This window comes from Citrobacter sp. CK181 (assembly GCF_030333595.1).
GTDB classification, from domain to species: domain Bacteria; phylum Pseudomonadota; class Gammaproteobacteria; order Enterobacterales; family Enterobacteriaceae; genus Citrobacter_B; species Citrobacter_B koseri.
Window position 1 is genome coordinate 1,034,034 of sequence record NZ_JAOWFN010000011.1, and the last position, 20,322, is coordinate 1,054,355.

General features: G+C 54.6%; 17 protein-coding genes. 7 read left to right on the top strand and 10 right to left on the bottom strand.

Going from position 1 to position 20,322, the window contains the following annotated elements:
• Nucleotides 1-79: 79 nt before the first annotated feature.
• Genes fdnG through fdnI form a run of 3 tightly spaced genes read left to right on the top strand, consistent with a single transcriptional unit; the run spans nucleotide 80 to nucleotide 4,674 of the window.
• The gene (gene fdnG / locus OGW17_RS08955; RefSeq protein WP_077956900.1) at nucleotides 80-3,127 is read left to right on the top strand and encodes a formate dehydrogenase-N subunit alpha; all 3,048 of its coding nucleotides are present in this window, start codon (nucleotides 80-82) and stop codon (nucleotides 3,125-3,127) included.
• A gap of 13 nt (nucleotides 3,128-3,140) precedes the next feature.
• Nucleotides 3,141-4,025 (top strand): formate dehydrogenase subunit beta, encoded by an 885-nt coding sequence (gene fdxH / locus OGW17_RS08960; RefSeq protein WP_012132387.1) that lies wholly within the window; start codon nucleotides 3,141-3,143, stop codon nucleotides 4,023-4,025.
• Nucleotides 4,018-4,674, top strand: coding sequence for a formate dehydrogenase-N subunit gamma (gene fdnI / locus OGW17_RS08965; protein ID WP_012132388.1), 657 nt, complete (start codon nucleotides 4,018-4,020; stop codon nucleotides 4,672-4,674). Before fdxH ends, fdnI begins: the two co-directional genes overlap by 8 nt.
• Before the next feature lie 126 nt (nucleotides 4,675-4,800).
• Here fdnI and maeA read toward each other — a convergent pair whose 3' ends face one another.
• Nucleotides 4,801-6,498: a malate dehydrogenase gene (gene maeA, locus OGW17_RS08970; protein WP_012132390.1), complete on the bottom strand. Its 1,698-nt coding sequence runs from the start codon at nucleotides 6,496-6,498 to the stop codon at nucleotides 4,801-4,803.
• A gap of 173 nt (nucleotides 6,499-6,671) precedes the next feature.
• Complete coding sequence (gene sra / locus OGW17_RS08975; protein WP_024130331.1) at nucleotides 6,672-6,815, bottom strand: stationary-phase-induced ribosome-associated protein; 144 nt, start codon at nucleotides 6,813-6,815, stop codon at nucleotides 6,672-6,674.
• Between the two features lie 169 nt (nucleotides 6,816-6,984).
• Between sra and osmC the strand changes: the two genes are divergently transcribed.
• Nucleotides 6,985-7,416: a peroxiredoxin OsmC gene (osmC, locus tag OGW17_RS08980; RefSeq protein ID WP_012132392.1), complete on the top strand. Its 432-nt coding sequence runs from the start codon at nucleotides 6,985-6,987 to the stop codon at nucleotides 7,414-7,416.
• A gap of 100 nt (nucleotides 7,417-7,516) precedes the next feature.
• Here osmC and OGW17_RS08985 read toward each other — a convergent pair whose 3' ends face one another.
• Genes OGW17_RS08985 through OGW17_RS09015 form a run of 7 tightly spaced genes read right to left on the bottom strand, consistent with a single transcriptional unit; the run spans nucleotide 7,517 to nucleotide 14,444 of the window.
• Nucleotides 7,517-8,461 (bottom strand): oligopeptide/dipeptide ABC transporter ATP-binding protein, encoded by a 945-nt coding sequence (locus OGW17_RS08985; RefSeq protein WP_071258330.1) that lies wholly within the window; start codon nucleotides 8,459-8,461, stop codon nucleotides 7,517-7,519.
• Nucleotides 8,454-9,440, bottom strand: coding sequence for an ABC transporter ATP-binding protein (locus OGW17_RS08990; protein ID WP_071258329.1), 987 nt, complete (start codon nucleotides 9,438-9,440; stop codon nucleotides 8,454-8,456). The genes OGW17_RS08985 and OGW17_RS08990 overlap by 8 nt, the downstream gene beginning before the upstream one ends.
• The gene (ddpC, locus tag OGW17_RS08995; RefSeq protein WP_071258327.1) at nucleotides 9,437-10,333 is read right to left on the bottom strand and encodes a D,D-dipeptide ABC transporter permease; all 897 of its coding nucleotides are present in this window, start codon (nucleotides 10,331-10,333) and stop codon (nucleotides 9,437-9,439) included. The genes OGW17_RS08990 and ddpC overlap by 4 nt, the downstream gene beginning before the upstream one ends.
• A complete protein-coding gene (locus tag OGW17_RS09000; protein WP_012132396.1) occupies nucleotides 10,330-11,352 on the bottom strand; it encodes an ABC transporter permease in 1,023 nt (340 codons plus the stop codon). The genes ddpC and OGW17_RS09000 overlap by 4 nt, the downstream gene beginning before the upstream one ends.
• Nucleotides 11,353-11,396: 44 nt before the next feature.
• Complete coding sequence (locus OGW17_RS09005) at nucleotides 11,397-12,959, bottom strand: ABC transporter substrate-binding protein (protein WP_071258326.1); 1,563 nt, start codon at nucleotides 12,957-12,959, stop codon at nucleotides 11,397-11,399.
• A 16-nt stretch (nucleotides 12,960-12,975) separates the two neighbouring features.
• Nucleotides 12,976-13,563 carry a D-alanyl-D-alanine dipeptidase gene (ddpX, locus tag OGW17_RS09010; protein ID WP_049011702.1) on the bottom strand — a complete coding sequence of 196 codons (588 nt, stop codon included), beginning with the start codon at nucleotides 13,561-13,563 and terminating at the stop codon, nucleotides 12,976-12,978.
• A gap of 14 nt (nucleotides 13,564-13,577) precedes the next feature.
• A complete protein-coding gene (locus tag OGW17_RS09015) occupies nucleotides 13,578-14,444 on the bottom strand; it encodes a MurR/RpiR family transcriptional regulator (RefSeq protein WP_012132399.1) in 867 nt (288 codons plus the stop codon).
• 725 nt (nucleotides 14,445-15,169) lie between these two features.
• On the opposite strand from OGW17_RS09015, the gene OGW17_RS09020 reads away from it, so the two are divergent.
• From OGW17_RS09020 to OGW17_RS09030, 3 genes are all read left to right on the top strand, one after another.
• Nucleotides 15,170-17,113: a methyl-accepting chemotaxis protein gene (locus OGW17_RS09020; protein WP_012132402.1), complete on the top strand. Its 1,944-nt coding sequence runs from the start codon at nucleotides 15,170-15,172 to the stop codon at nucleotides 17,111-17,113.
• Nucleotides 17,114-17,317: 204 nt separating this feature from the next.
• Nucleotides 17,318-17,632, top strand: a complete 315-nt coding sequence (locus OGW17_RS09025) for a helix-turn-helix domain-containing protein (protein ID WP_047463672.1) — start codon at nucleotides 17,318-17,320, stop codon at nucleotides 17,630-17,632.
• Nucleotides 17,625-18,893, top strand: a complete 1,269-nt coding sequence (locus tag OGW17_RS09030) for a type II toxin-antitoxin system HipA family toxin (RefSeq protein ID WP_071258324.1) — start codon at nucleotides 17,625-17,627, stop codon at nucleotides 18,891-18,893. Before OGW17_RS09025 ends, OGW17_RS09030 begins: the two co-directional genes overlap by 8 nt.
• Before the next feature lie 41 nt (nucleotides 18,894-18,934).
• On the opposite strand, the gene OGW17_RS09035 is transcribed toward OGW17_RS09030, so the two are convergent.
• Nucleotides 18,935-20,257, bottom strand: a complete 1,323-nt coding sequence (locus tag OGW17_RS09035) for a glycoside hydrolase family 10-like protein (protein WP_049011696.1) — start codon at nucleotides 20,255-20,257, stop codon at nucleotides 18,935-18,937.
• Between the last annotated feature and the right edge of the window lie 65 nt (nucleotides 20,258-20,322).

Genomic DNA, 20,322 nt, shown 5'->3' on the forward strand with positions numbered 1-20,322 from the left:
TTGATTTGACGCAAAAAAGTTATGGATATTGCTGTTAGTTTCCTCGCGAAGTTACATCCCTGGAAAAAAGAGGAAAGCAATGGACGTCAGCCGCAGACAATTTTTTAAAATCTGCGCGGGCGGTATGGCGGGAACAACAGTCGCTGCTCTGGGTTTTGCACCCAAAATGGCACTGGCTCAAGCGCGAAATTATAAGCTGTTACGCGCTAAAGAGATCCGAAACACCTGCACATACTGTTCCGTAGGTTGCGGGCTATTAATGTATAGCCTGGGCGATGGAGCAAAAAACGCAAAAGAAGCAATTTATCACATCGAAGGGGACCCGGATCATCCGGTCAGCCGTGGCGCATTGTGTCCGAAGGGCGCAGGTTTGCTGGACTATGTACACAGTGAAAACCGCTTGCGTTACCCGGAGTATCGCGCGCCCGGTTCAGATAAATGGCAACGCATTAGCTGGGATGACGCGTTCACCCGCATCGCAAAGCTGATGAAAGCCGACCGTGACGCCAACTTTATTGAAAAGAACGAACAGGGCGTAACGGTAAACCGCTGGCTTTCCACGGGGATGCTTTGCGCCTCCGCCGCCAGTAACGAAACAGGCATGTTGACGCAGAAATTCGCGCGTTCCCTCGGCATGCTGGCAGTAGACAACCAGGCACGCGTCTGACACGGACCAACGGTAGCAAGTCTTGCTCCAACATTTGGTCGCGGTGCGATGACCAACCACTGGGTTGATATCAAAAACGCCAACGTCGTTATGGTGATGGGCGGTAACGCCGCTGAAGCACATCCGGTGGGATTCCGCTGGGCGATAGAAGCGAAAAACAACAACGACGCCACGCTGATTGTCGTCGATCCACGTTTTACACGTACAGCCTCGGTCGCGGATATTTACGCGCCTATTCGTTCCGGTACGGACATTACCTTCCTGTCCGGCGTACTGCTGTATCTGATTGAAAACAATAAAATCAATGCCGAATACGTTAAGCATTACACCAACGCCAGCCTGCTGGTGCGGGACGATTTTGCTTTCGATGATGGTCTGTTTAGCGGCTATGACGCCAAAAAACGCCAGTATGACAAGTCATCCTGGAACTATCAGTTCGACGAAAACGGCTATGCAAAACGTGATGAGACGCTGAGCCATCCGCGCTGCGTATGGAATCTGCTGAAACAACACGTTTCCCGCTATACGCCAGATGTTGTCGAAAACATCTGCGGTACGCCAAAAGCCGATTTCCTGAAAGTGTGTGAGGTGCTGGCCTCCACCAGCGCCGCCGATCGTACTACTACCTTCCTGTACGCGCTGGGCTGGACGCAACATACCGTTGGCGCGCAGAACATCCGTACGATGGCGATGATCCAGTTGCTGCTCGGCAACATGGGGATGGCAGGCGGTGGCGTCAACGCCTTACGCGGCCACTCTAACATCCAGGGGTTAACGGATTTAGGTCTGCTTTCCACCAGCCTGAGCGGTTATCTGACTCTGCCGTCTGAGAAGCAGGCGGATCTGCAAACCTATCTGAGCGCAAACACGCCGAAAGCCACGCTGGCTGACCAGGTGAACTACTGGGGCAACTATCCGAAGTTCTTCGTCAGTCTGATGAAATCGTTCTACGGCGATGCGGCGCAGAAAGAGAATGACTGGGGCTTTGAATGGCTGCCGAAGTGGGATCAGGCCTACGACGTCATTAAATACTTCAACATGATGGATAGCGGTAAAGTGACCGGCTACATCTGTCAGGGCTTTAACCCGGTTGCGTCCTTCCCGGACAAAAACAAAGTGGTGCAGTCGCTGAGCAAGCTGAAGTACATGGTGGTCATTGACCCGCTGGTGACGGAAACCTCCACGTTCTGGCAGAACCACGGCGAGTCTAACGACGTCGATCCGGCGTCGATCCAGACTGAAGTATTCCGTCTGCCGTCAACCTGTTTTGCCGAAGAAGATGGCTCTATCGCCAACTCTGGCCGCTGGTTGCAGTGGCACTGGAAAGGTCAGGATGCGCCGGGCGAAGCCCGCAACGACGGCCAAATTCTGGCCGGTATTTACCACCGTCTGCGCGAGATGTATCGCAGCGAAGGGGGTAAAGGCGTTGAACCGCTGCTGAAGATGAGCTGGGACTACAAACAGCCGGATCATCCTGAGTCTGAAGAGATTGCGAAAGAGAACAACGGCTACGCGCTGGAAGATCTCTATGACGCCAACGGCGTCCTGCTGGCGAAGAAAGGCCAGTTGCTGAGCAGTTTTGCCCAGTTACGCGATGACGGAACGACGTCGTCCTCCTGCTGGATTTATACCGGCAGCTGGACCGAGCAGGGCAACCAGATGGCTAACCGTGACAACGCCGACCCGTCAGGTCTCGGCAATACGTTGGGTTGGGCATGGGCATGGCCGCTGAACCGCCGCGTACTGTATAACCGCGCCTCGGCAGATCCGCAGGGTAAACCGTGGGACCCGAAACGGATGCTGATTCAGTGGAACGGGTCGAAGTGGACGGGGAACGATATCCCGGACTTCAACACCGCCGCACCGGGTAGCGCAACCGGGCCGTTTATCATGCAGCCGGAAGGGCTGGGACGTCTGTTCGCCATCGATAAGCTGGCGGAAGGGCCGTTCCCGGAACACTACGAGCCGATGGAAACGCCGCTGGGTACCAACCCGCTGCACCCGAACGTGATCTCCAGCCCGGTCGTTCGTCTGTACGAAGAAGATGCGCGGCGTATGGGCAAGAAAGATCAGTTCCCGTATGTCGGTACAACCTATCGTCTGACCGAACATTTCCACACCTGGACCAAGCACGCATTGCTGAATGCGATTGCTCAGCCAGAGCAGTTTGTGGAAATCAGCGAAAACCTGGCGGCCTCGAAAGGGATTGCCAACGGCGACGCAGTGAAAGTCAGCAGCAAACGTGGATTCATCCGGGCGGTTGCCGTGGTGACCCGACGTCTGCAAACGCTGAACGTCAATGGTCAGCAGGTTGAAACCGTGGGTATTCCGCTGCACTGGGGCTTTGAAGGGGTTGCGCGGAAAGGCTATATCGCGAACACCCTGACGCCAAATGTCGGTGATTCCAACTCGCAAACGCCGGAATATAAAGCGTTTTTAGTTAACATCGAGAAGGCGTAAGGGAGGCGAACATATGTCTTTGGAAACGCAGGACATCATCAAACGGTCTGCAACAAACCCGATCACGCCGCCTCCCCAGGCGCGTGATTATAAAGCGGAAGTCGCAAAACTGATCGACGTCTCCTCCTGCGTAGGCTGTAAAGCCTGCCAGGTGGCTTGTTCCGAGTGGAATGACATTCGTGACGAGGTGGGTCATTGCGTCGGGGTGTATGACAACCCGGCCGATCTTAGCGCGAAATCCTGGACGGTGATGCGTTTTAGCGAAACCGAACAGAACGGCAAGCTGGAATGGCTGATTCGTAAAGACGGCTGTATGCACTGTGAAGATCCGGGCTGCCTGAAGGCATGCCCGTCTGCCGGCGCGATCATCCAGTACGCTAACGGGATTGTTGATTTCCAGTCCGAACATTGTATTGGCTGCGGCTACTGCATCGCCGGGTGTCCATTTAATGTTCCGCGCCTCAATAAAGAGGACAACCGCGTCTATAAATGTACGCTGTGTGTGGATCGCGTCAGTATCGGTCAGGAACCGGCTTGCGTGAAAACTTGCCCAACCGGGGCAATCCATTTCGGCACCAAGAAAGAGATGCTGGAGATGGGGGAGCAGCGCGTGGAGAAACTCAAAGCGCGCGGTTTCGAACATGCCGGTGTTTACAACCCACAAGGTGTGGGCGGTACGCACGTCATGTACGTTCTGCATCACGCGAACCAGCCGGAGCTGTATCACGGCTTACCGAAAGATCCACAGATCGATACCTCTATCAACTTGTGGAAAGGGGCGCTGAAACCTCTGGCTGCCGCCGGGTTTATCGCCACCTTCGCCGGGCTTATCTATCACTACATTGGTATTGGCCCGAACAAGGAAGTGGACGATGAAGAGGAGGACCATCATGAGTAAGTCGAAAATGATTGTGCGCACGAAATTTATCGATCGCGCCTGTCACTGGACGGTGGTGATTTGCTTCTTCCTGGTGTCGCTGTCGGGAATTGCGTTTTTCTTCCCGACGCTGCAATGGCTGACGCAAACCTTCGGGACGCCGCAGATGGGGCGTATTTTGCACCCGTTCTTCGGCGTAGCGATTTTTGTCGCACTGATGTTCATGTTTGTGCGCTTTGTACACCACAACATCCCGGACAAGAAAGATCTTCCGTGGCTGAAGAATATTGTGGAAGTACTGAAGGGCAATGAACACAAAGTCGCCGATGTCGGTAAGTACAATGCCGGGCAGAAAATGATGTTCTGGTCGATCATGAGCATGATTTTCGTGCTGCTGGTGACGGGCGTGATTATCTGGCGTCCGTACTTTGCGCAGTTCTTCCCGATGCAGGTCGTGCGTTACAGCCTGCTGATCCATGCGGCGGCAGGCATCATCCTGATGCACGCCATCCTCATCCATATGTATATGGCATTCTGGGTGAAAGGATCGATTAAAGGGATGATCGAAGGTAAAGTGAGTCGCCGCTGGGCGAAGAAACACCACCCGCGCTGGTATCGCGACGTCGAGAAGGTCGAAGCGAAAAAGGAAAGCAAAGAGGGATTACAATAACCCGCTTTCAAAAGACAAAAGCGCTACGTCTGTAGCGCTTTTTTTTGCCAACAGAATGCCGGATGGCGCTGGCCGACAACCGTATAAAACGCAGGCCCGGTAAGCGTAGCGCCACCGGGCAAACACTCAGATAGAAGTACGGCGGTAATCGCGGTATTCCGCTTGCCAGAAATTCTCGTCGATGGCTTGCTGTAGCGCTTCTGCGGACGTTTTTACCGCCACGCCCTGTTGCTGCGCCATTTTACCCACGGCAAAGGCAATCGCTCGCGACACGGTCTGAATATCTTTCAGCTCCGGCAATACCAGACCTTCGCCGTTGAGCACCAGCGGAGAGTATTTCGCCAGCGTTTCGCTTGCCGACATCAACATTTCGTCAGTAATACGCGACGCGCCGGACGCAATCACGCCCAGGCCGATCCCCGGGAAGATGTAGGCGTTATTACATTGCGCAATAGGGTAAATTTTATCTTTCCAGGCCACCGGCGCGAAAGGACTGCCGGTCGCGACCAGCGCATTGCCTTCGGTCCAGGCGATGATGTCCTGAGGCGTGGCTTCAACGCGGGACGTCGGGTTAGACAGCGGCATCACGATCGGACGTGGGCAGTGCTTGTGCATCTCGCGAATGATCTCTTCAGTAAAGAGTCCGGTTTGCCCCGACACGCCGATCAGAATGTCCGGCTTCACGTTGCGCACGACATCAAGCAGGGAGAGCACTTCGCTTTCGCTGTCCCAGTGTTGCAGGTTCTCGCGTTTTTGCACCAGCTTCGTCTGGAATGAGAGCAGGTTAGGCATCTGGTCCGTCAACAGACCAAAGCGATCCACCATAAACACTTTCTGGCGAGCGGCTTCTTCGCTGAGTCCTTCGCGTTGGGTTTGCGCGATGATCTGTTCAGCAATCCCGCAACCGGCAGAACCTGCGCCAAGGAAGACGATTTTCTGCTCGCTCAACTGGCTGCCCGCCGCACGGCTGGCGGCAATCAGAGTACCGACGGTCACGGCCGCCGTTCCCTGAATATCATCGTTGAAAGAGCAGATTTCATCGCGATAGCGATTAAGCAGCGGCATCGCGTTTTTCTGCGCAAAATCTTCGAATTGCAGCAAGACGTCCGGCCAGCGCTGTTTCACCGCCTGAATAAACTCATCGACGAATTCATAGTATTCGTCATCGGTGATGCGCGGGTTACGCCAGCCCATATAGAGCGGATCGTTCAGCAACTGCTGATTGTTGGTGCCGACGTCCAGCACCACCGGCAGAGTATAGGCCGGGCTGATGCCGCCACAGGCGGTGTACAGCGACAGTTTACCGATTGGAATCCCCATTCCGCCAATGCCCTGGTCGCCAAGACCGAGGATGCGTTCCCCGTCCGTCACCACAATCACTTTGATATTGTGGTTAGGCACGTTTTGCAGGATATCGTCCATGTTGTGGCGGTTCTGATAAGAGATGAACACGCCGCGCGCGCGACGGTAGATCTCAGAGAAGCGCTCACAGGCGGCGCCGACCGTTGGGGTATAGATAACCGGCATCATCTCATCGAGATGGTTTTGCACCAGTCGGTAGAACAGGGTTTCGTTGGTATCCTGAATGTTGCGCAGATAGATATGTTTATCGATTTCCGTTTTGAATCCCTGATACTGGATCCAGGCGCGCTCCGCCTGTTCTTCAATCGATTCGACCACTTCCGGCAGTAACCCCAGCAGGTTGAAGTTACGGCGTTCTTCTATACTGAAAGCGCTTCCTTTATTCAGGAGAGGAAATTCCAGCAGCACAGGGCCAGCGTAAGGAATATAAAGGGAACGCTGTTTCTTGATTTTGGTTTCCATGTCACTCACTCTTTTTCGAATATCCGTTCCTGGTGCTGTTTTATGGGCGTACTTAGGTTTTCACCAGGGCGTCGGGCAAAGAGTATAAAGCATTGTGAATGAATCCAGGCTTTTGTAAGCAAAAACACCATTGCGGTTGCAATGGTGTTTATCGTCATATCAGAACGGGGCGCTTACTTTTGGCTGTCAGCGTGACGTTTTCTGCCAGTAGGGTTGTTGACCACGCTGACTTTGTCGCCTTCGGTCACGAGCTTGCGTTGGTTGGAAATTTTATGGTCCAGTCCAAGAATATGACGGGCCTGACGGTTCGATTTCATTTTAACTCCTCAATCCTGTTGCTAGTTTTAAGGACAAATTCGCAATTGCGAAAGAAACGTAACCCCTTAGGTTGCTGGTACAGCATAGCAGGTTTTCCCCGGAAGGCGACCGAACGCGTGTAACAGAGTTGGTCTATACTTTCTGTTTTGAGCCAACAGGAGAGCAAGAATGACAATCCATAAGAAAGGTCAGGCACACTGGGAAGGCGATATTAAAGGTGGAAAAGGTACGGTATCGACCGAAAGCGGCGTGTTGAATCAACAACCCTATGGCTTTAATACACGCTTTGAAGGCGTAAAAGGAACCAACCCGGAAGAGTTAATCGGCGCAGCCCACGCGGCCTGTTTCTCGATGGCGCTTTCGCTGATGCTGGGCGAGGCGGGTTTTACCCCATCGTCAATCGACACGACAGCCGATGTCTCGCTGGATAAAGTCGACGCGGGTTTTGCGATCACGAAAATTGCGTTGCACAGTGAAGTGGCCGTACCTGGCATTGATGCGTCCACTTTTGACGGCATTATTCAGAAAGCAAAAGCCGGATGCCCGGTTTCGCAGGTGCTGAAAGCGGAAATCACGCTGGATTATCAGTTGACGTCATAACGGCATCGTTCTCGACGGCCCGGTGATTGAGCGTCGGGTCGGCCCCACAACACCCTGTAGGCCCGGTAAGCGACAGTGCCACCGGGCGATTGTCTGGCTCTTACTCCACCGCTCGCCAGCAGCGAACGTCGCTCTCCGATCCCCGCGTCAATAATGCCTGCGGTTTTTCACAGCCACGGGTTGCCAGCGGACAGCGATCGCGAAAATAACACCCTTGCGGCAGGTGGCGGTTCCCCGGTAATTCCGTTTTGCGCAGCACCAGATCTTCTGCCAGCGGCGCACCCGTTTTCGGCACGGAATTCAGCAACAGCCGGGTATAGGGATGCGCAGGCGTGGTCAACACCTGTTGCGCGTCGCCCAGTTCAACAATTTGCCCGAGATACATCACCGCCACCCGATCGCTCATGTACCGCACAACCGACACGTTGTGTGAAATCAGCACATACGTCAGTTTACGGCGCGTCTGTAGCGCAACCAGCAGATTCAGGATCTGCGCCTGCACGGAGATATCCAGCGCGGAAGTCGGTTCATCAAGCACGATAACGTCCGGCTCTGACGATAAGGCGCGGGCAATGGCGATGCGCTGGCGTTGTCCGCCGGAAAACGCATGGGGAAGCCTGTCGAGGTACTCAGGCCGGATGCCAACCTGTAAGGCCAGTTCCTCTGCCAGCGTCCGCCGCTCGTGTTCGCTGTTATGCTTCTGGAGCCAGACGGGCTCGGTGATAATCCGCCAGACGGGTAATCGGGGGTCCAGCGAAGAGAGCGGGTCCTGAAAGACCATCTGCATCCCGCTGTTGGCGCCGGTGCGCGCAACGCCAGGCCGCGAGCACTCGCCGTGGCTGGGTTTTAACATTCCCATCAGCAGTTGCGCCAGCGTACTTTTCCCGCAGCCGGATTCCCCCACGATGCCAAGCGTTTCTCCCTGGCGAATCTGCAAATCCATACCGTTCAGGGCATGTACGCGCTCCGTCACCCGCCCCAACCAGTTTTTACGGGCGGGGAAGGTGATATGGACATCCCGTAACGAGAGCAATATGTCAGACATGCGTCATCTCCTGTTGTGGATACCAGCAGGCGGATTGTTGTTCAGGTTCGCCATGATTCTCCAACTCCGGGACAGCCTCGCACAGCGTCCCGGCGGCAAAACAGCGTTCGCGGAAGGCGCATCCGGTTGGCAGGCAGGTCAGGTTAGGCACCGTCCCTGGAATCGCGGGCAGCGGCGCGCGAGGTTCGCCGTGTTCCGGCGCGCATTTCAACAAACCAATGGAATAGGGATGCGTGGGGCGGCGAATAACCGTCTGCGTGGGGCCGCTCTCAATCACGCTTCCGGCGTACATGACATACAGCCGATCGCACAACTGCGATACCACCGCCATGTCATGGCTGATAAACAGCACCGCAGTACCGCTGGCTCGCGCTTTTAGTTTCAGCAAACGCAGAACCTGTAGCTGCACCGTGACGTCCAGCGCGGTAGTGGGTTCGTCAGCAATAATCAGCTCCGGCTCGCAAGAGAATGCCAGCGCGATCATCACCCGCTGGCGCATCCCGCCGGACAGCTCAAACGGAAATCGCGCCATAACCTGCGCCGCATCGGGAATTTGCATCTCTTCCAGCAGGGCGATGGCTTTCTCCCGCGCAGCCTGGCGGCTCACCGCCTGATGATGGCGAATGACTTCCACCATTTGTTGCCCAATGCGCCGGGTGGGATTCAGCGCCGTCATTGGCTCCTGGAAGATCATCGACACGCGCGCGCCGCGCCATTTACGCATCTGCTTTTCGCTGGCATTCAGCACGTCCTCGCCCAGCAGCGATACGCGGCCCTGATGAATGTGATAGCTGCCTTCCGGCAGCAGCCGCATTGCCAGCATGGCGGTGACGGATTTACCTGACCCGGACTCGCCGACCACGCCGACGATTTCGCCCCGGTCGATACGCAACGATACGTGGTTAAGGGCGTGAACATCGGCTTTGTAACCCGGAAAGCTCAGGTGTAAATCCTCAATTTCCAGCACGGGTTGGGTCATGACTGTTTTCCTCCGGCTCTAGGGTCAAGCAGATCGCGAATACCATCGCCAAACAGGTTAAACCCGGCAGCGGTAATCAGGATCGCCGCCCCAGGAAAGGCGCAATACCACCACTGGTCGAGGACATAGTTACGACCAATAGCCACCATTGCGCCCCATTCAGCGGTGGGCTGTTGTGCGCCAAGGCCAATAAAGCCCAGCGTGGCGGCCATCAGGATCGCGCTGCCAATATCCAGCGACGCCTGCACGATAAGCGGCGGCAGCGAATTACGTAAGATATGCCAGCTGATAAGGTGCCAGCGGGAAGCGCCATACGTTCGGGCAGCCTGTACATAGGTAAACTGGCGCACGACCAGCGTTTGCCCTCGCGCCAGGCGCACATAAAAAGGAATACGGACAATGGCGATCGCCATCATGGCGTTAAACAGGCTCGGCCCCAGCGCGGCGGCCAGCGCCATCGTCAGCACCAGCGAAGGAATCGACAACATAATATCCATCAGGCGCATAATAATAGCGTCGGCGCGCCCGCCCATGACGCCGGACAGACAGCCAAGCAAGGAGCCGATTCCACCGGCAATCCCCACGACGACCAGCCCGGCGACAATGGATTGCTGGCTGCCGACCAGTACGCGGCTGAACAGATCGCGTCCCACTTCGTCAGTGCCGAACCAGTGCGTCGCAGAGGGCGCAAGCAGGCGCGCGGTCAAATCGATGGCATTGGGATCGTAAGGCGTTATCCAGGGCGACAGCACCATCAGTAGCAACATCAGGATGATAATCACGCCGCCAGTCAGCGTCAGCGGGCTGCTTTTCATCAGCCAGAAGAGTTTTGCCCAGTCGATCCGGCGGCGGGAGGTCTGCGACGGGGCGGGCGTCTCTTGCGTTAACATCATTCAGCACCTCCGCGACCGATTCGGGGATCGATCCACAAATAGAGTAAATCGACGACCAGGTTTACCAGCACATAAGCCAAAGAGACCACTACGGCGAATCCCATCACCGCCGGAAAATCCAGCGCCTGAATAGAGGTGACCACCCAGGCCCCCATTCCCGGCCAGGCAAAGACCGTTTCGGTAAGCACGGCGCCATACAGCAAATCTCCCAGCGCCAGCCCCAGAACGGTAATCGACGGAATCAGGGCGTTAGGCAAGGCATAGCAGAGCACGATGTACCAGCCAGGCAGACCGCTGGCACGCGCGGTGCGAATGTAGTCCTCACTGAGTTGTTCCAGCATGGCGGAACGAATCTGACGGGCGACAATTCCCAGGTGGACAAACGCCAGAGTCAGCGCCGGTAAAATAAGGTGTTGTAACGCGTTGAAAAAGACCTCGCCATTCCCCTCCAGCAGCGCGTCAATCAGGTAGAACCCGGTGACGTGGGCGGGCGGGTCCAGCCAGTCATCAAGCCTTCCGCCGCCGGGCAGAATTTGCAGATGCCCGTAAAACAGAACAATAACGCCCAGCCCCAGCCAGAACGCCGGGGTGGAAATGCCGGTTATCGCCATCAGCCGCACCAGATGGTCCAGCCAGCGGTTTCGCCAGACGGCGGATAAAATCCCCAGCGGAATCCCGATCACCAACGCCAGCAGCAGGGAACAGAAGGCCAGTTCAAGCGTGGCGGGGAAAAACACGCGCAACTCTTCCATTACCGGGCGGCCAGTGCGTATAGACGTGCCCAGATCACCGTGAAAAACGTCGCTGACATAGCGAAAAAATTGCACATACAGCGGCTGATCCAGCCCCAGCTGCTGGCGAATGTTTTCGACAATTTCATCACTGGCGCGATCGCCGGCCAGCAGTCGCGCAGGGTCGCCAGGAATCAGGTGAGAAATAATAAACGTAATTACGCAAACACCGGCCACCACCAGAATTAGTCCCCAGCATCGCTGGCGTAAAATGCTCCAGAACGTCATAGGCTTCCCCTTGCGGAGCCATAACGGCCCCGCATCAACGTGGCTTATTTACTCATGGCGCCAATGTTAAAGACCTGTTCCAGCATGGGGTTGAAGACAAAGCCTTTGACCTCTTTGTTCATCGCCAGCTGGTAGTTTTTCTGGAAGAGGTAGACGTAGGCGGCCTCATCAATCACGATGGTTTGCGCCTGCTGGTAATCCTTCGTTCTGGCCGCCTGATCGGTGGTGGTCAGCGCGCTGCGCAGAAGTTTATCGACCCCGGCGTTTTCATAAAACGAACGGTTACCCGGCAGACCTTTCTTATCAGACTCAAACCAGTAGTTCATGAACATGTACGGGTCGGCGAAGTCCGGGCTCCAGTTGCCGATGGCAATGTCGTAATCACCTTTGCCAATCCGGTCGCGCATGGTGGCATTCGCCAGTTTTTCCAGTTTCACCTTAATGCCCAGCTTGCTGAGACTGGCCTGCGTGGAAAGCGCAATCGGCTCCCAGTTTGGATCGTTATCAGAGTAGAGGAAGCTCAGGCCATCGGGCTTGGTCGCGACTTGCTCCCAGGCGGCTTTGGCTTTCGCTTCATCAAAACTGTACTGCATTGCCTTCGCGTCATAGCCCCACATACCTTCAGGAATCGGGCCGCGCATCTGCTTGCCGTTACCGCTGAGGATACCCGTCACCATGCCCTGATAGTCCGTTGACCATGAAATGGCCCGGCGCAAATCCACCTGATTCAGCGGCGCTTTACTGTTGTTCAGATAGAGATAAGTCACGCGCAGCGAAGGGTAATCCGCCACGTTGACTTTCCCTTCCTGTTTTAACGCGTTGAGCTGGTCTACCGGGAGAGCATCGGCAATGTCGATGTCTCCCCGCGACAATTGCAGGCGGCGGGAAGCACTCTCACCAATGATTTTTACCGACACGCGCTTAAAGGCAGGTTTGGCTCCCGCATAATGCGGATTCGGCACCAGAATCAGCTGCTGTCCTTTCTGCCAGCTTTTCAGCATAAACGGGCCGGAACCTGCGGTGTTCTGCGCCAGAAAACCGCGCGCATCATCTGCGGCATGTTCTTTCAGAACCGCCGGGTTAATAATGGAGGCGCCGTCATTCGCCAGCGTGTACAGGAAGGGCGCAAACGGCTGGCTCAGCGTAAATTTCACCGTATAGTCATCGACGGCTTCGACTTTCAAATCTTTTGGAAAGGCTTCTGCCGGGCCTTGCCCAATTTTCAGCAGACGCGCAAAAGATTGTTGCACCGCATCTGCCGTAACGGGCGAGCCATCAGCGAATCGGGCATCTTTATTAAGGGTAAACGTCCACTCTTTCTGATCGTCAGAGGCCTTCCAGTCGCTCGCCAGATCGCCTTCAACCTCCGTGGAACCTTTACCTCCCTCGGTTTTGTACTGCACAAGGCGTTGATAAGACGGGTAGGTCACCGTCCAGTCGTTGTTATCAATAGTGACGGCAGGATCAAGCGTTTGCGGATCGGCCGCTTTACCAATCACCAGCATATCTTTGGGTACAGCCGCCTGAGCGGCGGGCAGGGCAACAGCCAGTGCCACGGCAATCAGGGCGGGACGAAACAGCGAAGTTAAAGTGTGTGTTGTCTTCATGACCGTGCTCCATCATTTACAGGGAGGGTTGTGTTGTTGTGCGTGATGCCGGGAAACAGGCAATGCAGTCGTCGAGCAAGGGGTAGCTGGCCGCGTCCGGCAATTCGAAATGCCACCATTCACTGCTGATGCCGACAAAACCACCGCCAAACATAATAGCGTTCAATAACAATCGATTACGTTGCGCTGCGGGTGGAACAGAAGGGTGATACGAGTGCGAGCGATCGTGCATTTCATCAAAACCGGCCCCCATATCAAGCACGTTGCCATGCTCATCCATCAGAGTGACGTCAATTGCCGTACCACGGCTATGGTTTGAACCGATGGCCACATCCACCACGTATTGCGGATCGGGACAGACATGCCACAGAACCGACTGCGCCTGCTGCGGACGATAGGCGTCGTATACCACCAGAGACAGCCCTGCCAGCTGCGCGATGCTGATACTTTTCGCCAGCGCGGTGACGGCATCCGTATGCAACAGGCAACGGGCCTCCCGGTAAATGGGCGCGCCGGTGAGGTTATCGGCGGTGGCGTATTTGAGATCGATATGCAGCGAGGGGAAAATCACTGACAGATCGACCAGTTCAGGGGTTTCTGACATAGCACGTTTCCTGTTTATTGTTCGAATTGACCAAACTCTTGTTGCAGCTGGCGATTGGTTCGCAGCCGTTCAGCAAGCGTATCGCCCAGTTGATCCACCACGCCTGACAGCAATAAGTTGAACAGGCAGCTCACGGGGGCGAGTGAATCCCAGAAGTGCCCGGTGTCGGTTTTTACCTGCAATAAGTCGATGGCGTAGTCTCTGGCCCACGGACACCAGACATCAGTGATTAACGCCAGCGGAATGCGCCGCTCGCTGGCAACGCGACAATACTGACGGGCAGCGGCGGAATAGGCGCGGGTATCCGTGATCACCACATATGGCCGTGCGAACCCGGAATTCAGCGACTCAACCCAGCTCCCGGATAGCCCTTCGGAATAACTGACTTTGGGCCGCAGGTATTCCAGGTGGCTGAAAAAGGCGTTAGCAATGCCGCGCGTGGACTGAATCCCCAGAACATACACGGCCTCCGCATGCGCCAGTTGCTGAGCGATTCGCAAGAACGTTTCACTTTGCGCCAGCTGATAGACGTGGGTAATGGCATCAATTTCCAGCGACAGCGACTGACGCGCTCTGTCGGGCAGCCGCTGCTGCTGTTGCCAGGAGTCAAGGCGTTCATTCATCCCCCAGGGCTGATAGGGCACGGATGGCAGTTCCCGCAGGCTGGCTTTGGCATCCTCAAGATTACGAAAACCAAGCTTCCGTAAATAACGTCCTACCGTGATGCCGCTGGTGCCTGTCGCTCTGGCGATACCGTCTGCCGTTTCAAACGGTATCTGCGCCGCGTGCGCTAACAGCCAGCCTGCAACGCGCTTTTCGCTGGGCGTATGCTGGCTAAAACTCTTCTCAATTCGGGCAAATAACTCAGGTTTTGATGTCATTACCGTCTCGCTGTTAGTGAGCTGTCAGAGAGCGTTCCGCTGTTACTGAATTAACAATGCAGGACGCATGCCAACCTGGAAACCACGGCATCGCCGTCTTTTTTGTTAAATTAAGGTGATATTTAATTAACGAATGATCAACATTTGTGCAGATTAGTTCACTTTTGGTGCAGCGATCGTCAGAGAGGGCATGAATGTGTCGAATCCGTCGCAGGGATCACATTGTGATGCCAGAAATTGCAGGGTCAAAAATGGCAAACGCCAACGTGGATAGCAGAGAAATATAAAAGCGCGAGACACATTATTTATCGGCGGAAAGAACGGTGTATTATTTTTGTAGATTTAATAAATATTCATCAGGCAAGTAATCTGTTCATTTTACGCATTAAAATACAACGCGATATTAATTATTCTTTTATAACAGACAGGTTTGTAGCAACGTATGAAGGCAGGCGAAGCGTAAAACCCCTGACTTATGAAGTGCGGCACAACCAGGATAACACAAGGCCTGGCGCGTAAGTGATTAAAACAACGCATTAAAAATAATATTCAAAATAAGCTTATCACGCTATTTAAATCAGGTGAAAGTGCAGGATTTTGTTATTAGTGACAACGTCACATTTAAGGGCGCATTAATATTTCTTAACGAACCATAAAACCGCATAAAGATATAAATTTGTGTGCCGATACTGAATAAAAGAGAGTCGTTTACATAAGGGGTTTGTATGGTCTGGTATCCATCACGTATTTCCACCCGTCTGACGATTGGGGGGATTGCGCTGCTTGCAGTGACCACGCTGGTTATTGTTGCCATTATGCTCTGGCGCGGTCAGCCGCGCGTTGTTGAGATCAACTCCGCCCTGATAGAGGAGACAGGGCAAGGACTGACTCGCCAGTTAGGTACTGTTTTATCGCGTATTGAAGGTGAAACGGTTAGCCTGTCGCGCCTTGCCGAAGTGCTGCCAAACGACGAATCGCTATACCAGCATGTCGTTCCGCATCTTATTGGCGAACAGAATGATTCCATCATTACCGGCGGCGGCATCTGGCCGGAGCCGGATGCCTTTACGCCCGGCATTGAGCGACGCAGTTTCTTCTGGGCGCGTGATGCAGAAGGGAAATTGATCTTTTCCGACGACTACAACGTTGCCGGAGGAAGCGGTTATCATAACGAAAGCTGGTATCTCCAGGCGAAAGGGCACTCACAGAACAGTTGCGTCTGGTCTGATGTTTACCAGGATACGATTTCCGGGGTTAACATGGTGACCTGTAGCATTCCTTATCAACTGGCAGGGAAATTTGCCGGCGTCGCCACAACCGATATCCGACTGGATAACGTCGCCACCTTTATGCAACAGCAGGGGAACAGCACGGGCGGTTACGCCTTTGTGGTGGATAAACAGGGGCAAATCCTCTATTTCCCGCAGGCCGATCACGCGCAGTTTAAAACGTTTACTGACCTGGTCAAAGCCTCTGACTGGCTCGCCCCGGTAGCCGGATCGCTGAAAACGCTGAATGCCTCGGCCGATGTCGCCACCATTCCTCTTGCACACGACGGCATACTGGACGGGCCTTCCCGGGTGATGCTTTTCCCGATGGCGGATACCGGGTGGATCGTTGGGCTGGTGACGCCTGAAGAACGCGTTGTCGGACTGGCAAAAGTGATGATGAAGGATGTACTGGAAGTGCTGATTCCGATCATGGCCATTCTGCTGGTGGGCTCCTGGCTGGTGGTGCGCCGTCTTATCTCTCGTCTGGACGATACGCGTCGCGCGCTGGATGATATCGCCCAGGGCGAAGGCGACCTGACTCGCCGCCTGGACGTCCGGGGTAAAGATGAGATTTCCGATATTGCTCAGGCCTTTAACCTCTTTGTGGACAAAATATCCGCGATCCTGATTACCGTTCGCAGCAGTAGCGTGGTGGTTGCGAATAACGCCGTCAGTCTGGCTGACAGTAATATGGAGTTATCCTCCCGCGTAACGCAGCAGGCTGCCGCGCTGGAGGAAAGCGCGTCGGCGATGGAGCAATTAAATGCGACCGTTCATCAAAATACCGGGAATACACAGTTAGCCGATGAGCTTTCCGAAAACACGGCGCAAACGGCTAACCGCTGTGGCGATGTCATGCAGGGCGTGATTTCCACGATGGATAACGTCAGCGCGTCGTCCGGCCGGATGGTGGAAATTGTCGCCGTTATCGACAGCATCGCGTTTCAGACCAACATTCTCGCGCTGAATGCGGCGGTGGAAGCCGCACGAGCGGGTGATGCCGGTCGCGGATTTGCCGTCGTCGCCTCTGAAGTGCGCACGCTGGCACAGCGCAGCGCCACTGCCGCGCAGGAGATCAAGGCGTTAATCGATGAGTCGGTTTCACACGTAGACAGCAGCAGTCAGCAGATCCATAACGCCGGGGATCGTCTTGGCGAGTTGGTCGGCAACGTGCGTCAGGTCAGACAATTGATGGGTGAAATTCGCGTGGCGGGTGAAGAACAGCGTAAAGGTGTCTCTGAGGTCACGCTGGCAGTAACCGAAATGGACAGTACGGTTCAGCAGAACGCGTCGCTGATTGATGATGCCGCTGCGCGAACCCAGGTCCTGAAAGAAGAGGCTGAACAACTGGCGCTGCTGGTCTCTTCATTCAGATTGCCTGAACCCACCGCAGCATAATTTTCTCTCTCCCCCACAGAACGTCTGCAAATTGCAGACGTTCTGCTTGCGTCAGTCAGATAGCTAAATCCATTATTTAGTGTTTTATCTCCATGAATAGCCAATAACTCCATTATATAGTGGTTTATGCTTTTTGCCTTCGCTGCACATTAACTCTATAATATTGTGTATTACGTCAGAAATATTGCGATAAGGGACACTATGATGGATTTAACCCTTAGTTCTCCAGCCGAGATTGTTACGCTACTGTGCGACCGATTACGCAAAGAACGCCTGGCAAAACAGATGACTCAGGCTGACGTGGCCGCCCGGGCGGGAGTTGGCGTCAATACGGTTTCAAACCTTGAAGCAGGCAAAAATGTGGGCTTCGAGAATCTGGTCAGAGTGGCGGTGGTATTAGGTTATGGCGACGCGTTGAAAGCGCTGTTCAAGCCCAAAATTGATAGCCTGGATGATATCTTACGTTATGAGAAGAGCGCGACGCGTCAGCGGGTGAAGAGGAAAAATAGCGATGCCTGAGCAGATAGACGTCTTCTATGAAGGATGGGGGGAACGATGGCTCTGGGGCAAGCTGGTCTCATCAACGGCATTGACCGGTCGGCCAGTCATCGCCTTTGAATACAGTGACGAGGCCGTTCGCAAAGGTTTTGAGCTGTCCCGCTTAACATTACCGCTTGAGGGGCCGCGATTACGCAGGGACTTTCCGGCTCATCAATTACATCTTCCGGGGCCGGTTTACGACGCTCTGCCTGATGGCTGGGGAATGCTGCTGATGGATCGCTTATTCAAACGCAGAGGACTCAATGCCGCCCGAATTGGCCCCCTGGAGCGGCTCACCTGGGTAGGCGGCAACGCAATGGGGGCAATGACATTCCAGCCGGTACAGGCAGAGGCAGAACTTACCTCGCAAGAAGAGATCCCGCTGGTGCAGCTGGCCGCAGAGGTGCAGGAGGTTCTGAGCGGAGAAGGCGGGGAGTTCCTGCAAAAATTATTGCAGATGGGCGGTTCACCGCAGGGGGCACGGCCAAAAGCATTACTCTACCGTGACACTGTCACGTCAAAATTCACAACCTCGCCGTTAGCAGGTGCGGAAAGCTGGCTGGTCAAATTCCCGGCCAGACAGGAACATGCCGAGGTCTGCGCCATTGAAGCCGTCTATTCAGCGTGTCTGCGCAAATGCGGCATCCAGACGCCTGACGTTACGTATTTCGCCTTGCCGGAAGGGCAAGCGGCATTCGCCACCCGCCGTTTTGATCGTGAACAAGGGATGCGCGTGCCCATGCAAAGTCTGGCCGCCTTCACTGGCGCGAATTACCAGACGCCTGGTTCGCTCGACTACCGAAGTTTTTTACGTGCGACGCAAATATGCACCAACGATATTCGGGAAAAAACGCTTGCCTTCGAGCGAGTGGTCTTTAATGTCGTGTTCAACAACCGGGACGATCATCCGAAGAACTTCGCTTATCTGATGTCCGCAGATGGACAATGGACCCTGGCGCCCGCCTATGATGTGACCTATTGCGATGGGCCTGGCGGCTATCATCAGATGGATGTGATGGGTGAAGCTCTGGATATTGAAAGAAAGCATCTTCAGGCGCTGGGTGAACAGGAAGCCGAATTGCCAGCCACCAGAGTCGCGGAGATCATCGCGACTATTTGCGACGTTGCGGCGACGTTCAGCGCAATTGCTACCGACCTCTACCCGGGGCAAATCACGAGCGACACGCTGAACTATATCCAAAAACAGATTGATGGGAATATCAGCCGCCTGAAGGGATGACGGCTGAGTCAGTCTCACGGAACAAGAGGGTGTGGGGGAGGTTAGCTTCCCCACCGGCTTTTCAGATAGTTCACCGCTTGCTGGGTTTGCGGCCGATCAAGATAGCTTTCTCTGAACAGGATTGTGCCTTTGATTTGTGAGACGGATTCATTCAGATCGAGTTGCTTCTTAAGCTCCGGGACGCCGCCATTGATCATCCAGTCCGGTTCATTCTTTGACGGTTCGCCGACTTTATACAACGCCACGCCAATATAGAGATGGGTATTCGTGGGTTTCACCACATCCGCCCACCATTTCGCCAGCACATCATAACGGGCCGCGTCACGCGCAAAGGGCCAGTAGAGCTGCGGCGCAATGTAATCCAGTAATCCCAGTTGCACCCAGCGGCGAGTATCGGCATAGGATTCATCATACGCCGCCGCGCCCCTCGTATCTGAACCTGCCGGATCATGCGAGCGGTTACGCCATACACCAGCGGGGCTGACGCCAAATTCAACATCCGGTTTCAGGTTTTTGACCGTGCGGGATACCTGCTCAATCAGCAGTTGCGTATTGTGTCGCCGCCAGTCCGCTTTTGAGGCAAACGCCTGACCATATCGGGCAAAGGTGGAATTGTCGTTAAGCGTGGAGCCTGGCGTTTCGGTATAGAAATAGTCATCAAACTGTACGCCATCGATGGGATAACGTGTGACCACTTCCGCCACGATACTGGTGATCCAGTCCCGGACGTCAGGAATGCCGGGATCAAGAACAAAACGGTCTCCAGAGATGCGCACCCAGTCGCGATGCAGCACAAACACGCTCGCCGGATTTGACGTCACCGTCGCGTTTAACTGCGCCACCGTTGCCGGTTTGGTGTTTACTGATACGCGGTAGGGGTTAAACCAAGCGTGTACTTTCATTCCCCGCTTATGCGCTTCATCAAGCATAAACTGTAGCGGATCGTAGCCCGGATCTTCACCAATCTTTCCGGTCAGCATATCTGACCACGGTAAAATTTTTGACGGCCAGAGCGCCGTTCCATCCGGCTTGACCTGGAAAAACACGGTATTGATTCCCAGACTTTTTAGCTTATCCAGCTTTTCGATCAACGCGTTCTGTTGTTGACGCACCCGAACCGCCGCATTACTCGTATTCACGGAACTGACCGGAGGCCAGTCAAGACGCGAAACGGTTGCCAGCCAGATACCACGAACCGGCTGCTGATTTTTCTGGGATGGGGCTGGCGTCGCAGAAGAAGGGGGCGTAACCAGCGAAACGGGAGGTTTTGAGGCGCAACTGGCAAGTAAAAACGCGGTGGCGACAAGCGTAGCCCGTTTTTTTACTTTGCTGACAAGACGAGCGTGACGAGAGCTGATGATCATATTTGCCAATTTTCCGTTTGGTTAATCCAAAAAATCTTACACGAGATCTGGCTAATTACAGAGTT

Bases quoted from the DNA above. Each gene is read 5' to 3' on its own strand.
- fdxH (WP_012132387.1), top strand. From the start codon at position 3,141: ATGTCTTTGGAAACGCAGGACATCATCAAACGGTCTGCAACAAACCCG.
- fdnI (WP_012132388.1), top strand. From the start codon at position 4,018: ATGAGTAAGTCGAAAATGATTGTGCGCACGAAATTTATCGATCGCGCC.
- maeA (WP_012132390.1), bottom strand. From the start codon at position 6,498: ATGGAAACCAAAATCAAGAAACAGCGTTCCCTTTATATTCCTTACGCT.
- sra (WP_024130331.1), bottom strand. From the start codon at position 6,815: ATGAAATCGAACCGTCAGGCCCGTCATATTCTTGGACTGGACCATAAA.
- osmC (WP_012132392.1), top strand. From the start codon at position 6,985: ATGACAATCCATAAGAAAGGTCAGGCACACTGGGAAGGCGATATTAAA.
- OGW17_RS08985 (WP_071258330.1), bottom strand. From the start codon at position 8,461: ATGTCTGACATATTGCTCTCGTTACGGGATGTCCATATCACCTTCCCC.
- OGW17_RS08990 (WP_071258329.1), bottom strand. From the start codon at position 9,440: ATGACCCAACCCGTGCTGGAAATTGAGGATTTACACCTGAGCTTTCCG.
- ddpC (WP_071258327.1), bottom strand. From the start codon at position 10,333: ATGATGTTAACGCAAGAGACGCCCGCCCCGTCGCAGACCTCCCGCCGC.
- OGW17_RS09000 (WP_012132396.1), bottom strand. From the start codon at position 11,352: ATGACGTTCTGGAGCATTTTACGCCAGCGATGCTGGGGACTAATTCTG.
- OGW17_RS09005 (WP_071258326.1), bottom strand. From the start codon at position 12,959: ATGAAGACAACACACACTTTAACTTCGCTGTTTCGTCCCGCCCTGATT.
- ddpX (WP_049011702.1), bottom strand. From the start codon at position 13,563: ATGTCAGAAACCCCTGAACTGGTCGATCTGTCAGTGATTTTCCCCTCG.
- OGW17_RS09015 (WP_012132399.1), bottom strand. From the start codon at position 14,444: ATGACATCAAAACCTGAGTTATTTGCCCGAATTGAGAAGAGTTTTAGC.
- OGW17_RS09020 (WP_012132402.1), top strand. From the start codon at position 15,170: ATGGTCTGGTATCCATCACGTATTTCCACCCGTCTGACGATTGGGGGG.
- OGW17_RS09025 (WP_047463672.1), top strand. From the start codon at position 17,318: ATGGATTTAACCCTTAGTTCTCCAGCCGAGATTGTTACGCTACTGTGC.
- OGW17_RS09030 (WP_071258324.1), top strand. From the start codon at position 17,625: ATGCCTGAGCAGATAGACGTCTTCTATGAAGGATGGGGGGAACGATGG.
- OGW17_RS09035 (WP_049011696.1), bottom strand. From the start codon at position 20,257: ATGATCATCAGCTCTCGTCACGCTCGTCTTGTCAGCAAAGTAAAAAAA.